This is a genomic window from Ruminococcus sp. (assembly GCF_019423705.1).
Lineage (GTDB): Bacteria > Bacillota > Clostridia > Oscillospirales > Ruminococcaceae > Hominimerdicola.
Map to the genome: position 1 here is coordinate 76,837 of NZ_JAHZAX010000010.1, position 16,055 is coordinate 92,891.

At 46.7% G+C, this 16,055-nt stretch carries 10 protein-coding genes and 1 tRNA gene; 9 read left to right on the forward strand and 2 right to left on the reverse strand.

Annotated features, from left to right (window positions below; translation table 11 throughout):
* The 3 genes from acpP (at window position 1) to QZ371_RS09445 (ending at window position 1,634) form a co-directional block, all read left to right on the forward strand.
* The gene (acpP, locus tag QZ371_RS09435; protein ID WP_038672418.1) at window positions 1–234 is read left to right on the forward strand and encodes an acyl carrier protein; all 234 of its coding nucleotides are present in this window, start codon (window positions 1–3) and stop codon (window positions 232–234) included.
* 215 nt (window positions 235–449) lie between these two features.
* A complete protein-coding gene (locus tag QZ371_RS09440) occupies window positions 450–854 on the forward strand; it encodes an NUDIX domain-containing protein (RefSeq protein ID WP_295211926.1) in 405 nt (134 codons plus the stop codon).
* 252 nt (window positions 855–1,106) lie between these two features.
* A complete protein-coding gene (locus tag QZ371_RS09445) occupies window positions 1,107–1,634 on the forward strand; it encodes a hypothetical protein (RefSeq protein WP_295211928.1) in 528 nt (175 codons plus the stop codon).
* Window positions 1,635–1,746: 112 nt separating this feature from the next.
* Here QZ371_RS09445 and QZ371_RS09450 read toward each other — a convergent pair whose 3' ends face one another.
* A complete protein-coding gene (locus tag QZ371_RS09450) occupies window positions 1,747–3,240 on the reverse strand; it encodes a sodium/solute symporter (RefSeq protein WP_295211980.1) in 1,494 nt (497 codons plus the stop codon).
* 376 nt (window positions 3,241–3,616) lie between these two features.
* Between QZ371_RS09450 and QZ371_RS09455 the strand changes: the two genes are divergently transcribed.
* From QZ371_RS09455 to QZ371_RS09475, 5 genes are all read left to right on the forward strand, one after another.
* A tRNA-Met gene (locus QZ371_RS09455) sits at window positions 3,617–3,693 on the forward strand.
* 320 nt (window positions 3,694–4,013) lie between these two features.
* A complete protein-coding gene (locus QZ371_RS09460) occupies window positions 4,014–9,785 on the forward strand; it encodes a DUF3320 domain-containing protein (protein WP_295211982.1) in 5,772 nt (1,923 codons plus the stop codon).
* A 159-nt stretch (window positions 9,786–9,944) separates the two neighbouring features.
* Window positions 9,945–10,496 carry a histidine phosphatase family protein gene (locus QZ371_RS09465; RefSeq protein ID WP_295211930.1) on the forward strand — a complete coding sequence of 184 codons (552 nt, stop codon included), beginning with the start codon at window positions 9,945–9,947 and terminating at the stop codon, window positions 10,494–10,496.
* A 284-nt stretch (window positions 10,497–10,780) separates the two neighbouring features.
* Window positions 10,781–12,535: a 1-deoxy-D-xylulose-5-phosphate synthase gene (locus QZ371_RS09470; RefSeq protein WP_295211932.1), complete on the forward strand. Its 1,755-nt coding sequence runs from the start codon at window positions 10,781–10,783 to the stop codon at window positions 12,533–12,535.
* Between the two features lie 275 nt (window positions 12,536–12,810).
* Window positions 12,811–13,761, forward strand: a complete 951-nt coding sequence (locus tag QZ371_RS09475) for an AEC family transporter (RefSeq protein WP_295211934.1) — start codon at window positions 12,811–12,813, stop codon at window positions 13,759–13,761.
* 385 nt (window positions 13,762–14,146) lie between these two features.
* Here QZ371_RS09475 and QZ371_RS09480 read toward each other — a convergent pair whose 3' ends face one another.
* Window positions 14,147–14,833 carry a DUF2461 domain-containing protein gene (locus QZ371_RS09480; RefSeq protein ID WP_295211936.1) on the reverse strand — a complete coding sequence of 229 codons (687 nt, stop codon included), beginning with the start codon at window positions 14,831–14,833 and terminating at the stop codon, window positions 14,147–14,149.
* Between the two features lie 179 nt (window positions 14,834–15,012).
* Between QZ371_RS09480 and QZ371_RS09485 the strand changes: the two genes are divergently transcribed.
* Complete coding sequence (locus tag QZ371_RS09485; RefSeq protein WP_295211937.1) at window positions 15,013–15,927, forward strand: hypothetical protein; 915 nt, start codon at window positions 15,013–15,015, stop codon at window positions 15,925–15,927.
* The last annotated feature ends 128 nt before the right edge of the window (window positions 15,928–16,055 follow it).

The window sequence follows — 16,055 nt, forward strand, 5'->3', positions numbered from 1 at the left end:
ATGGTATTTGATAAGATCAAGGACATTATCGTAGAGCAGCTTGACGTTGAGGAAGATGCAGTAACTATGGAGGCTTCTATCACAGAGGACCTCGGCGCTGATTCTCTGGACGTAGTTGACCTTGTAATGAGCATTGAGGAGAGCTTTGATGTAGAGATCCCTGATGAAGAGGTCGAGAACATCAAGACTGTTGGCGATATCGTTAAGTATATCGAGAACAAGGTAGAGGAATAATTTTTATTTATCCTGATTATTAAAAGCTGTGCTTCGGCACGGCTTTTTTTATTTCATTCACGGCATTTAGAGCAAGCTGCAAAAAAAATCTTGTTGTGAAATATGCACAAAAACGAGGTATATTTATTAAAGGGTATAGACAAATGAAGCGGTGTGTGATATAATTATTACAATGAATGATTATGGGGCGAAATGCCTCGGAAAGGATAAAGTAAATGCTGCACGAAAAATCCTGTGGCGCTATTGTTTACCGAAAATATCACGGCAACACCGAGATACTGCTTATAAAGCATATCAACAGCGGTCATTGGTCTTTCCCGAAGGGGCACGTTGAAGGCGACGAGACCGAGGAAGAAACTGCCAAGCGTGAGATAATGGAAGAGACGGGTATCGACGTGAATCTTGATACCACATTCCGTGAGATAGTGTCTTATTCCCCAAGAAAGGACACGCAGAAGATCGTGGTCTATTTTATCGGCAGGGCGAAAAACACCGACTACACTCCACAAGAAGAGGAGATCGCTGATATCCGCTGGGTGGAGATCGGCAGAGCCGGCCAGGTGCTTTCCTATGAAAACGACCGCTGCATTGTAAACAAGGCGAAGAAATTTATCATCTGACAAGGGTGAAAAGCAAAAGCCTAAAGAGTTCCGTAAAATTGCTCTCAGATCTTATTGAAAGCGGTTTTAGGGAACTTTTTTATTGGTCTGTTTGGTGCTTTGCACATTTTTGTGGGGCAAAGATTGGGCAGAATGTGCATATAAATTGTCAGGCAAATGATGTATAATATAGTAAAGAAGTGTTTATTACAAAAACAAACTTTAAAGGGCAGACAATAGGAAATTTATAGATCATTATGAGGAGGAGATAATATGAAAGCAAAAACAGAAAATATAAAGAAGATGATCGCATTGACAATGGCTTTGCTCAGCGTGGGGCTTTATGGCTGCGGGAGTGTGGCTGACAGCGCTGGGGAGGATAAGATCACCACAACGACCACGGCGGCGGTAAGTCTTGATAATGCGGCGGACAAGGCCGTTGAAAGAGACACAACGGTTTCGGCAAACCTTTTGGGCGATGGCGTTCACACCGAGCTTGACGCTTGGGATATCGAGGACGAGGAGCTCAAACAGAAGATATTTGACTGGTATGATGATTTCAAGGCAGGCAAGTATGAGGCTGTTTCGCAGGCTGAATTGGACGAGGGCAGCGAACCAAAAGGTCCAACGCCGCTGAAAATTTATTTCTGCGATGAGGATAATCAAGCTGTAAAGGTGACAGAGTCGCTGAATAGTGCGGCGGATTTTATCATTGATGGCAAGTATTACAAGTTTAACGACAGTTTGGACAATATCATTAAGGACGTTTATGCCAACAGGAAGGGCAGTACGGAAGAGTAAAATTTGCAATTTACGAATTGCAAATAACAAGACCGCAGAAAAATTTCTGCGGTCTTGTTTTGTGTCTTGCGACTATAAAGGGGATAATTACTTGCGTTTAGTTATTTAGTCATTAAAGCTCGCTGTTATCGTAGCACTCGAACACCTTTGCGGCGTGAGCTTTGTCGGCGTCGCTCTGCCTTGTGATAAGGCTTACGATCGGCACGAGGACAAGTCCGAAGAGCATTGTGAATGCGCCTGCGTTGATCGGGGAAGCAAGGTTAATGCCCCAAAGAGTGCCCGTGTGGCCGGCAAGGGTGTAATATGCCATATGTACGACTGTTATGCCGACTCCTGCGATGAAGCTTGCCATACAAGCGGCTTTGGTAACGCCTTTCCAGAACAGGCCGTACATAAACGGCGCAAGGAAAGCGCCTGCCAATGCGCCCCAAGAGATAGACATAAGGGTGGAGATAACAGTTTGTGGATTTTCAAGGGTGATGACTGCCAGAATTACAGAGATGATAAGGAAAACTGCGATGAAGATACGCGTTGTGATAAGCTGCTTTTTCTCGTCCATTTTCTCTTTCATAATTGGCTTGATAAGGTCGATAGTCAGCGTTGAGCTTGATGTGAGCACAAGTGAGGAAAGTGTTGACATTGAAGCGGAAAGCACCAGAACGATAACAAGTCCGAACAGCAGGGACGGGAGCTTTTCCATCATTGTCGGTACAATGCCGTCGAAGCCGCCTTCTGGGAGGCCGTCAACGTTCTTGACGAAAAGTCTGCCGAAGCCGCCAAGGAAGTAACAGCCGCCTGCAACTATCACGGCAAAGAATGTTGAAACGATAGTGCCTGTTTTGATAGCCTTATCGTCCTTTATCGCATAGAATTTCTGAACCATCTGAGGAAGTCCCCAAGTGCCAAGAGAGGTTAGGATAACGACGCCTGCAAGGTTTATCGGGTCAGGACCAAATAGGGAAGCGTATGCGCCCTTTTCACCGTTAGCGTCGGGAATATCGCCCAGCAAGTCAAAAGAACTGCCGAGACCGCCGTTTTGACCGAGAACAGCCATTACCACGGCGGCGATACCCACCAGCATAACGATACCTTGGATAAAGTCATTGAGGGCAGTTGCTTTATATCCGCCCATAATAACGTAGATCGCCGTGAAAACAGCCATACCGATTATGCAGTATTTATAAGGTATGCCGAAGCCCTTTTCAAAGAGCCTTGAAAGGCCGTTATAGACCGAAGCGGTATAAGGGATAAGGAAAACGAACACGATAAGTGCGGAAACGATCTTCAGCGGTTTGCTGTTGTAACGCTTCTCGAAATATTCGGGCATAGTTTTTGCCTCGAGGTGCTTCGACATAATTCTTGTGCGCCTGCCGAGGACTTTCCACGCCAGCCAAGAGCCGATAACAGCGTTGCCGATACCCACCCAAGTGGAAGCCACGCCGTAGTTCCAGCCGAATTTTCCTGCATAGCCCACGAAGATAACGGCTGAGAAATAGGACGTGCCATAGGCAAATGCTGTAAACCAAGCACCAAGGCCTCTTCCTCCCAAAACAAAGTCGGTCACGCTGGCGGACTTTCGGCGATAATAAACGCCAATGCCGATCATCAAAGCCAGGTAGACCACCAAAACGATCCATCTTGCGATCAAAACGAACACTCCTTTAAAATCTATTGTTTGATATGTTATGCCACTTTAATGCTTTTGCCTTTTTATGCTTTTATTTATTAAAGCGGTGATTTAATTATATTACACGGGCAAAGTTTTGTCAAGGCTAACTATCTAAAAATGGCGCATTCGGGGCATAGATTTTGCGGACGATATTTTGGTGAAAATACCGAAAGAGGTCGTTTTGTGGTATCGGAGAAAACTTTTCTGAAAAAAACAATATTTTTTTCGAAAAAGGTATTGACATTTGTATTTGTTTGTGATATAATAAATAAGCACTCGAGAGAGGACACAAAAAGGGCGCAAAAAAGAATATCGCGGGATGGAGCAGTTCGGTAGCTCGTCGGGCTCATAACCCGAAGGTCGTCAGTTCAAATCTGGCTCCCGCAACCAGTAAGCTAAGAAGTCACGTTTGGTGTGGCTTCTTTTTTTGTGTCCAAATTGCTTCAGCTTTTTGAAACAGGTTCAAACAAGCGGGACATCGAGGACGCCGTCCCCAACAAATCCCGTAAATGCGTTGGTTTTGTAGGGGGCGAACATCGTTCGCCCGTAATTTTCTATCATTGTCCAAGTTTTTGCCTTATCGTTAAATTAACCTGAAAAATCAGATAAAATTATTGCATATTTATTTAAAACGTGATATAATTAAATCAATATCATTTTTCTGACAAAATCTGAAAAACATACAACACGGAGGGGTAAATTTGGACAACATGGTTTCAGTCGGCGGACACATAAACGCTTCTATCAATTTTGCTATGCAGCAAAACTACGTCCCTGTTATCAGAAATCTTATTGTTGGTAACAGTTCAGACGTGGCAATGGAAAATATTGATCTGAAAATAAGCTTTGAGCCGGAGTTTGCAGGGGAGTTTTTTTATCATATCGAAAATATCCCTGCCAATGGTTCTGTGGAGATATCCCCTGTGAGGATAACGACCAACACGGAATTTCTCTTCTCTCTGACCGAGAAAATGGTGGGAAATATCACCATAGAGCTTTTGCAGAGCGGTGAGTGCATTTACTCTCACACCGATCAGATCGAGCTGCTTGCTTACGATCAATGGAGCGGACTTTCGGTTATGCCTGAAATGATCGCAGCTTTTGTTACACCAAATCACCCTGCGGTGTCGGCTGTTATCCACGACGCTGCGCTGTTTTTGAAAAAGTGGAAGGACGATCCTGCCTTCACGGGTTATCAAACCAACAATCCTAATAATGTAAAGCTGCAAATGGCGGCGATATATGGGGCTTTGGCGCAACAGAAGATAGTGTATAACAACCCGCCGGCCAATTATGAGACCGGCGGTCAGCGGATACGCCTTGCACATAATGTGCTGGAAGAGAAAATTGGCACCTGCCTTGATCTTGCGGTGCTTTATGCGGCCTGCCTTGAGGCTGTGGGACTTTATCCGCTGCTGTTTTTTGTTAAGGGTCACGCATTTTGCGGCTGCTGGCTTGAAAATGAGACCTTTGCGGATTGCTGCGTTGACGACGTTTCGGCCGTTGAAAAGCGCATTGCGGCAGAGGCTGAGGAAATGCTGCTGGTGGAATGTACCGACTTTGTTGACGGCGGAGAGGTGGATTTTGACCGTGCCCTCAAACACGCAATGGCTCACATCGGCGAGGATAGCGAGTTTGAATGTGTCATAGATATCCAGCGCAGCAGAGGAAGCGGCATAAGACCTATACCTTTGCAGCCCGAGCAGTCATATTCCGGTATAAAGCTTGCAGAGGACGCTGATAAGCCAAGAGAAATGGCAGCGCCGTCAGAGCTGGGCAGCTCGCTGCTTGGAAAAGTTGCAGAGGGTGACGGTCAGCCAGTCACAAAGCTGAGATTGTGGGAGCGAAAGCTCCTTGATTTCAGCCTGCGCAATTCGCTGCTCAATTTCCGTGTGACCAAAAGCACAATGCAAATTATTACCGCCGACCTTGGCAAGCTTGAGGACGAGCTTGCAAGCGGAAGCGATTTTCGCATTATGGAAATGCCTGCGGAATGGAACGTTTCAGTCCGTGACGCAAAGATATTCGCTATCGAGAACGAAAAAGATCTTGTGACGAATATCGCAGAAAATGAGTTCAAAAACAACCGCATTAGGACGTTTCTTAATGAGAGCGACCTTGACACGGCGCTTAAAAATCTCTATCGCTCCGCAAAAATGAGTATGGAGGAAAACGGCAGCAATACGCTGTTTTTGGCTCTTGGTCTGCTGCGATGGTATGAAAGTGATCTTTCCGAAAAGCCGAGATATGCGCCGTTGGTGCTCATACCGATAGACATTGTGCGAAATACACGCAACAAGGGCTACATAATCAGAAGCCGACAGGAGGAGACGCAGATAAACGTCACCCTGCTGGAATATTTAAGACAGGATCACGGCATAACTATTTCGGGGCTTGACCCTCTGCCACTTGACGAGCACGGCATTGATCTGCCGCTGGTGTTCAATACCATAAGGCAGGCTATTATGGGCAAAAAGCGCTGGAATATCGAGGAATATGCTTTCATAGGGCTGTTCTCCTTCAGCCAGTTCGTTATGTGGAACGACTTGCGCAACCGCTCGGAGGAGATAAGCCAAAACAAGGTGGTCGCAAGCCTTATGAACGGTTCGCTGACTTATACCCCCGAGGATATCAACGTCACATCGGAGAATATCGACGGGGTGGATATCCAAAGTATGGCCGTGCCGATGAGCGCAGACTCTTCTCAGCTTGCGGCGATCGCAGCGGCAGGCAGCGGACAGAGCTTTGTCCTTCACGGTCCTCCGGGAACGGGCAAGTCTCAGACTATCACAAATATGATCGCAAACGCCCTTTATAATGATAAGACCGTGCTTTTCGTTGCCGAGAAAATGGCGGCGCTGAACGTTGTGCAAAAACGTCTTGAAAACATCGGCCTTGACCCATTCTGCCTTGAGCTTCATTCAAACAAGACCAACAAGACTTCCGTCCTTGGGGAGCTTGACAAGGCGCTGGAAGTGGGCAGGATAAAGTCTCCCGAGGAATATTCCGCCGAGGCTGAGAAGCTAAAGACGCAGAAAGCCCAGCTCAACGATACCATTGCCGCACTTCACCAAAAGCGCAGCTGTGGATTGAGCCTTTATGAGGCTGTGTCGGAATATGAGCGCAATATCGGGGATAAGGGCAAGATAGAGATACCAAAAAGACTGCTTGATGGCATTACAAAGGACAAGCTTGACAATTTCAGCCAGCTTGTACACAAGTATTCAGTCTCTATCGCCGAGACGGGCAGCTTTGCGGATTTTCCGCTGAACGATATCGGCGTAAAGGCTTATTCTATCGAGCTGCGTGACAAATTCCGCAATGAGGCTGGGGAGCTTACGCAGAAAGCCGCAAATTGTCAGCAGAGTGCGGAAAATATCGCTCAGGCATATAATTACAGCGGAGCGTTGGATAGATCGGCGGTCAAAATGCTGGCGGAGATATCAAAGGCTTGCCAGACTGAGGGCGAGCTTCTTGGCGGCCTGTTGGGTGCGCAGCATTATGACATAGTTTCGCAGAAGATAAGAGAGATCATCACGATCGGCAGGGAATATCAGGCACTTTGCGGAGAGGTCTCGGGCAGATTTGAGAACAGCGTGTTTGAATATCCTGCTGCGGAGTCGAGAATGCTTTACAAGCAGGCAATGCAGAGCTGGTTCTTGCCGAAAGCTATGAAGCTTGGCAAGCTTGTGAAGGCTTTGAAGCTCCACGCAAAAGACCCTTCGGCGGTGACAAAGGAAAACCTTGGCGAGATCATCGAAAAGCTTTGCACTATCGGCGAAAAGCGTGACAGCCTGCGCAATATCCCTGCCGACATTTCGGCGCTCCTCACGGGGCTTTATATGAACGAGCAGACCGACTGGAACGCTCTTGAAAAGGCTTTGGCAAAGACTGATGCTGTTATGGCGGCGATAAAGCTCAAAAATGGCGTTGACCCAGCGGCAATAGCGCAGAAGATAGCTTCGGCGGACTGCGCAGAACAGGGCAATGCACTTGCGCAGCTTCTTGACAGGGTAGCGGCTTTTGAAGCCGATTTTGCCGCCGATATGAGCAGGCTTGAAAACAGCAACAAATGGCTTGAAGCTGCGGCGGAGAAGTTGAGCCTTTGGGCGAATAATGCCGACAGGCTCAGATATGCGGCGGAGTTCAACAATGCGGACAATGAGCTTGCGCAAAACGGCCTTGACTCAGTTTGTGAAAGCTATCGCAAGGGCAGCGTTAACAGCGGCGATATCGAGGGAGCATACGCCTGCGCATTGAATTACGAGCTTGCCATTTTGATAATAAACGGCGATGAGCGCATACGCAATTTCAGCAGCAACAGCGCAAACGATCTTATTTTGCAATTTAAGGAAACTATTGACAGCTATTCACGGCTGACTATTCAGGAGCTTTGCGCAAGGCTTTCGGCGAAAGTGCCTGTTGCAGGCTCGAACTGCGCTTCAACTTCGGAAATGGGCATACTAAAGCGTGCGATAAAGAGCAACGGCAGAATGATGTCGCTTAGAGGGCTGTTCGACAAGATACCGAACCTGCTTAGAAAGCTTTGCCCGTGTATGATGATGAGCCCGATATCTGTTGCCCAGTATATCGACCCGTCATTCCCCAAATTTGACCTTGTTATCTTCGACGAGGCTTCGCAGCTTCCAACGGCAGAGGCGGCAGGAACTATCGCAAGGGGCGAGAACGTTGTTATCGTTGGCGACCCAAAACAGCTTCCGCCGACAAACTTCTTCTCTTCCAACAGGATAGACGAGGAGAACAGCGAGAAAGAGGACTTGGAGAGCCTCCTTGATGACTGTCTTGCAATATCAATGCCGCAGGAGTATCTCAAATGGCATTATCGTTCAAGGCACGAAAGCCTTATCGCATACAGCAATATGAAGTATTACGACAACAAGCTGCTGACATTCCCGTCACATAACGATCTTGTTTCAAAGGTCTCGATAATCCACCCCGATGGTTATTATGACAAGGGCAAGACGAAGCAGAACAAGGCGGAAGCAAGGGCTGTTGTGGACGAGATCATAAGGCGAATGAGCGATGAAAAGCTCCGTGGGGACAGCATTGGCGTTGTAACATTCAGCTCAGTTCAGCAGAATCTTATTGACGATATGCTCTGCGAAGAGTGGGCAAAGCACCCCGAGCTTGAAGAGCTTGACCAAAAGTCGGCTGAGCCGATATTTATAAAGAACCTCGAGAACGTTCAAGGCGATGAGCGTGACGTTATACTCTTCTCCGTGGGCTATGGCCCCGATCAAAAGGGACAGGTCTCGATGAATTTCGGCCCGCTCAATCGTGACGGCGGTTGGAGACGACTGAACGTTGCGATATCGAGAGCGAGAAAGGCTATGATAGTTTACTCCGTGCTGAGACCAGAGCAGATCGACCTTTCAAGAACACGCTCAGAGGGCGTTGCAGGGCTAAAGGGCTTCCTTGAATTTGCCGAAAAGGGCAGGCTTGCAGTTGTTCAGCACAATGACACCAAGATCGGCGGAGACAGCACCATTGCGGAATGTATCGCAAAGGCTATCGGTGAAATGGGTTATGACGTCAAGTGCAATATCGGCAGCTCGGAATTTAAGGTGGATATCGGCGTTATCGACCCCGACAACAAGGACGAATATTTGCTGGGCATACTCCTTGACGGACAGGGCGGCTCAGAGGGCTCAACTGCGCAGGATAGATTTATCTTGCAGCCTAGCGTGCTGAAAGGCCTTGGCTGGAACATTATGAGAGTGTGGACTTTGGACTGGTTCGATGACAGAGAACGTGTGCTGAGAAACATAAAGTCCGCTATCGACAATATCCCGAAACAAGCGGCGGAGCAGGCCGAGACTGTCAAGCCTGTCGAGCCTGCGGCGAAGTTTGCCCAGTTTGAAGCGTTTGAAAGAGAGGATATCTCCCAGCTGACCTCGGCAATATGCAAGCCTTACGTCAGCGCAGATATCGGCGTAATGGGTTCGTCGGAGGATTATTATTCGGCGCAGAACAGGGATAAGATAAGCAAAGCAGCGGCGGAAATAATCGCCACGGAAGCGCCAATAAGTCAGAAACAGCTTATGAAAAAGGTGTTCGGCGCTTGGTCAATAACAAGGGTTGGCGCAAAGGTGGAAGGCATTTTCCTTGAGGTGGTCAACGAGATACCGAACAATATCACCTCCGATGAGGACAGAGTTTTCATATGGGCGAAAGAGCAAGACCCTGCGGCATATGAGTTTTACCGTGTTGAGGGCGCAGAGACCGCAAAGCGTGGAATGGACAACACTCCGTCGCAGGAGATACTTAATGCGGCCGGAGAAGTTCTCGCTCAGCAGATAAGCCTTTCAGAGGCCGATCTTATCAGAGAGACCGCAAAGAAATTCGGTTACACACGAGTTGTGGGAACCACCGAAAGCGTTATCTCTTATGCGGTGAAAAAGGGCATTTCAACAGGTCGATTTATCAAGGCTGAGAACGGCAATATCTCGGCGGCTGAATAGGACGCATACAAAAAAGGACAGTCGGGCTATGTTCGGCTGTCCTTTTTGCACTTTTTGTATTTTGATAGTAAAGTTGATTTTGCGCCTAAGTTGTGGTATACTGTTTAGTGATAAATGATAAAAGATAAAGGATAAAAACGATTTTCGGAGGTCGGGACAATGCTATATATAATGCGGCACGGCAGAACAGAATGGAACGCCGAACATAAATTGCAGGGGCGCACGGACATCCCTCTTTGTGAAGAGGGCAGGCAAATGGCTTTGAAAGCCCACGATGAATATAAGGACGTGCATTTTGATGTGTGCTATTGTTCGCCGCTGAGCCGTGCAAGGGAAACGGCGGAGATACTTCTTAAAGGCCGTGATATCCCCATAATAGCGGACGATCGTCTTATCGAGATGAGTTTCGGCATTTATGAGGGCAAGCCATACAGCTTTGACGACTGCGAGCACCCTGTTGATCTGCTTTTCACCCACCCCGAAAAATACAAGACCCCATTTGAGGGCGCAGAAAGCCTTGAACAGCTTTTCGCAAGGACAGGGGAATTTCTCAGAGAGGTGGCAATGCCCCTTGTGAACGAGGGCAAGGACGTTCTTATCGTCGGTCACGGGGCGATGAATTCCAGCATTGTGTGTCAGGTCAAGGATATCCCCATAGACAAATTCTGGAGTGCTGGTATCGAGAATTGTAAGCTTATGAAGCTGATATAAGCATATGAAATAACAAAAAAACGGGCGACTTTTGCTGTTTTCAAGTATGAAAAAGCCATTAAAATAACGGGCGAACAACGTTTCGCACCTACTGACCACATAAATGCGTTTTTGTGGGTGTAATGTGTTTATTAACAAAATGTAAAACCTGTTCTGTACCTCTTGACTTGGAGTTAACTCAAGGTGTTACAATATAAGCAAGCTGAGGTTTATCCCGAAGCAATGGAACATACCAAAGAGGATAAATGCCAAATACAAAAATACAAATATCAGGAGGAATAAAAATGTATCTCGAAAAGATCAATTCACCGGCAGATGTAAAGAAGCTTTCCGTGCAGGAGATGACAGAACTTGCGCAGGAAATGAGGAACGCTCTGCTTTTCAGATTAAGCAAGCACGGCGGCCATTTCGGCCCTAATTTCGGTATGGTTGAGGCAACTATCGCACTTCACTATGTTTTTGAGTCACCAAAGGACAAGATAGTTTTTGACGTTTCACACCAAAGCTATCCACACAAAATGCTCACAGGCAGAAAGGACTCATATCTTTATGAGGACAAGTTCGACGATATCTCGGGCTATTCAAATCCTGATGAGAGCGAGCACGATTTCTTCACAGTAGGCCACACCTCGACTTCCGTCAGCCTTGCGAGCGGTCTTGCAAAGGCAAGAGACCTCAAGGGTGAGGAGGGCAATGTTATCGCTGTTATCGGCGACGGTTCGCTCAGCGGCGGCGAGGCGCTGGAAGCGCTTGATTTCGCAGGCGAAATGGACGGCAACTTCATCATTGTTGTGAACGATAACGATATGTCTATCGCAGAGAACCACGGCGGAATGTACAAAAATCTCAAGATTCTCCGTGAGACTGACGGCAAGGCTGAGTGCAATCTTTTCAAGGCAATGGGTCTTGATTATGTCTTCGTCAAGGACGGCAACGACGTAAAGTCACTTATCGACGCATTTGAAAGCGTTAAGGACAGCAAGAAGCCTGTTGTAGTTCATATTGTCACCCTCAAGGGCAAGGGCTATGCGCCTGCTGAGCAGAACAAGGAAAACTGGCATTGGTGTATGCCGTTCGACCCGGAGACAGGCAAGTCCCTTTTCAACTTTGACGGCGAGGATTACGGCTCTGTAACGGCTTCGTATCTTCTTAACAAGATGAAGTCGGACAAGTCCGTTTGCGCTATCACTTCCGCAACGCCGACAGTTTTCGGCTTCACGGCGGACAAGAGAGCGGAAGCAGGTTCGCAGTTTGTTGACGTTGGCATTGCAGAGGAGCACGCAGTTGCGCTGGCTTCGGGTATCGCAAAGAACGGCGGCAAGCCATTTTACGGCGTATACAGCACATTCCTCCAGCGTACATATGACCAGCTTTCGCAGGACGTTTGCGTAAACAAGAGCCCTGTAACTATCGCAGTTTTCGCAGCTTCCGTTTACGGAATGAACGATGTCACCCACCTTGGCATTTACGATATCCCGATGATATCGAATATCCCGGAGCTTGTATATCTTGCGCCTGTAACAAAGGAAGAGTACCTTGCGATGATCGAATGGGCAATGGAGCAGACCGAGCACCCTGTTGCAGTTCGTGTGCCTGCGAACTTTGTTTCTGACGGCAAGGCGTTCACGAAGGATCTCAGCAAGCTCAACAAGTATGAAATGACCCAGCAGGGCAGCGGTGCGGCTATAATCGCCCTTGGTTCGTTCTATGAAATGGGCGTAAAGGCAGCTAAGCTTATCGAGAAGAAAACGGGCGTAAAGCCGACTGTTATCAATCCGTACTATATCACGGGCATTGATGAGGAAATGCTTGAAAGCCTCAAGGCAGATCACAAGGCAGTTATCACTCTGGAGGACGGCGTACTTGACGGCGGCTTTGGCGAGAAGATAGCAAGATACTTTGGCGGCAGCGATGTAAAGACACTTTGCTTTGGTCTCAAGAAAGAATTTTTGGACAGATATGATGTTGGTGAAGTTCTCGAGGCAAATCATCTTACCCCTGAGCAGATCGCAGAGGATTATATAAACGCAGTAAAGTAGTTTAGGCTGCTTGAATATTTCCACAATGAGGGCTCTCGTTTATCGGGAGCTCTTTTGTTTTGCAGATCATCGCCGCTAGGCGATACCTTCATTCCTCACTTAGCTATTCTCTTTTCACAAAATTTTCGCCACTATTACGGCTTTATTCTCTCCCCATTTTCTTTTTATACGCTGAGTTCATTCTTATTTCACAAAAAGCTGTTATAATATTTGGGTATTATCCACAAAGTTTTTGTGCTTAATAGCTTAACACAGTTTTTGAAGTATCAAGTATTATGTCAAAGGAAGTATTTGTAATGAAAACAGGTATGCTCATCGGAAATCAGATCATCATTATGTTCATTATCCTCCTCATCGGTGCGTTCTGCTACCTCAAAGGGATAATCACTAAGGACGGCACTAAACAGCTCTCCTCCGTGGCACTCAACATCGTTAACCCCGTTCTGATATTTATGTCCTATCAGTCGGAATACGACAAGGAGCTCGTTCACGGCCTCTTGTGGTCTTTCCTGCTGTCAGCAATTTCCTATGCAGTCACTATCTTGCTTACATATGTCCTCATTAGGAAAAAGACCCCCGACCTCGCTGTCGAGCGTGTTTCCAGCATTTATTCAAACTGCGCCTTTATGTGCATACCCCTTATCAACGGCATTTACGGTTCCGAGGGCGTGCTCTATCTGACAGCTTATCTTACATTTTTCAACCTGCTCATTTGGACGCACGGACTTATGACAATGAAGGGCGAACGTGACTTTTCGTCCCTTATCAAGGCGCTTCTTTCGCCTTCTGTTTTGTCGGTTTTCATCGGACTTATTTTCTATCTGACGAATATCCGTCTGCCTTCCGTGCCTGCTTCCGCTTTGCAGTATATCGCCGATATGAACACGCCAATGGCTATGATAATCGCAGGCGCAACCGCCGCTCAGACGAACGTCCTCAAGGCGCTCCAAAACAAGCGGCTTTACTATGTTTCCCTTTGCAAGCTTATTATCCTGCCTGCGGCTGCGTTCTTTGTCACTTGGCTGCTTTCGCCGCCGCCAGTCGTTCTTATGACTGTGACCATCGCCGCTGCCTGCCCATCTGCAACGATGTGTACGATGTTTGCGGTAAATCTTGACAAGAACCCGAAAACCGCTTCTGAGATATTCACCGTAACCACGATCCTCAGCGCCGTGACCCTGCCGCTTATGACGATCTTCTGCGACAAGCTCACATATCATATGTAAAATTACCTCATAAAAACAAAAAGACCTGCCGCAATTACGCCGCAGGCTGTGAAGATAAAACACACTTTGCGCTCTCCGTGATGAAATTCTCACGGAGAGCTTTTTTATTCCACCCTTTTTGTTATGCGCACAGACCAAACACGCTCCGTCTGCCGCATTTATCCCCTCAAATTTTTTATCCACCCATAGTATACACCTTACTTCAACGGTGCCTTGGATAATAAAAGTATAACATATAATGAATTGACAGTCAATATTTTTTTAATTCTATAAAAAATAATTGTATATTTTAATAAAATGCCGTTGTAATTTTTGACGTTTTACACAATATTGACAATGTTATAGACAAAATAAAGACAATGAAATAAGTTTTTGTTGACAAACATCAATGATGTTTCTGCGCCGTGAGGTTGTCCTCGGCGGTCATAAGCAGCAAATAAAAGTCTTTAATGGCAAACATATCCTGTGCAACACGGTCGGCGAGGTCGTCAGAATAAAGCAGATCAGGGTCATCGCAATCATATGACACGCCGATAGTTTTCCGATTGAGCCATCGGCACTTTTCCTCACTCTCGTCGGGATAATGATTCCGCTTATATTCGTCGCCATAGAGGACAAATTTCGGGTTGTCGGCGAGGGCTTTTTGCGCCTTTTTGAACTCTTTCGAGTCAGAAAGTATAAGTCGCCTTATCTCGTCCATACTGTCACGCTCGGTGCAGTAATATCCGCAGCCGTAGCCGAAACCATGGGTGGAGATATAGAAATAAAACTCGGGCAGTGGGTGATATTCGGACTTGTCACGTTCACGGCGTAGGGAGCACCAAACGCTGTCACGGAAGATAGGGCCGCCCTTGTTGTATCTAGCGTCCTTGTATAGGCGAGATATCTTTTTTGGGTTGCAGATAATTTTTTCGTCGATAGAATTCATAACTTGGGTGAGGGTGGTGATAAGTTCAGCGAAGGGCAGTTCGATGAGCCTGTGGTAATCGGGCTTGTGTTCTTTGAACCAATCCTTGCTATTATTCGCATAATTTTTAAATAAAAAGCCGATAGCTTCCTCGGTGAATAGCATAAAAAACTCCTTATTATAGTGTATTTTTGTAATATAGTATAGCACAAAATTTTCGATTAATCAACAGCGTGGCTATACCACCACCCGCACTTGACAGAAAAACAACTCAGGTGTATAATTATAGAGATCAAAATCAGCAAAACATCAAGCAATGTAAAGAACTTGAAAGGATAAATATAATGAATATAAATGTGAAAAAAATAGCCGCCGCAGCCTGCGCCTTCGTGCTGTGCCTGAGCGTCGTCGGCTGCTCTAATAAGGATAGCAGCTCCTCAAAAACCGAGAGTGCAAGCTCCGTCGCTGTGAAAGACGATAAGACCTATAGCAAAGCTGACGATTCCAAAGAGGATAACTCTAATGCGGACGATAGCTCAGCTAACGTAAACGAACAGGGCGAGCTTATCACTAATGCCGCTAAGTTCTTCGATAACCAAAGCTATACTCTTAAAACTAAGCTTACGACCTCCGACGGCAGCGTTGTGGATATTACTAAAGCTGTCAGCGGCGATAATATCTACCAGCTGCAAAAAACTCCTCTTGGCACGAGCGGCTTTATCCGTGTGGACGGACAGAGCTATGACTTCGATAACGTCTGCGGTATTTACAGAAAGACCGATACAACAGAGCTTGACAGCATTGTTGAAAGTGTTGTGAAGCAGAACCTGCCAAGAACTTACGGTCATATCTCCCCCGAGGACGAGGAGAAATATAACGTCGAGGAGTATACCTATACAGGCGATACTTTTATCACAGTTGTGGACTTTTTCTTCGATAAGGATAGCGGAGACCTTAAAAGCTATACCGCTACTTATTCCGTTGAAGGCTCTGACGACACCACAGAAAGCTGGGAAGTCGTTGAAATGACCGCCGCTGCTGACGATATGCTCTTCAACGCTGAAACAGCCACCAAGCTTATGGACTTTGACGGTATGACGGAAGATCAGCGACTTGGCTATTGTCAGGGCGTTTGCGGTACGGCAGGCGTGACAACAGATGAAATGTATGAGTTTGGTATCGACACAGACAAGCTCAAAACTATTTCCTATGACGATTTCGTTGAGCTTATCTATACCTACGGCTATAACGATCAGTAATAATTTGTGCGAGCCGTTAAATTGCACAAACTTAACACGCAAATTTGTTAAAAACGCAGAAGCGAAAATCACCCTTTTCTGCTTTACTTAAACAGCTTTTTTTGATATAATTATATGTGGGCGTGAAA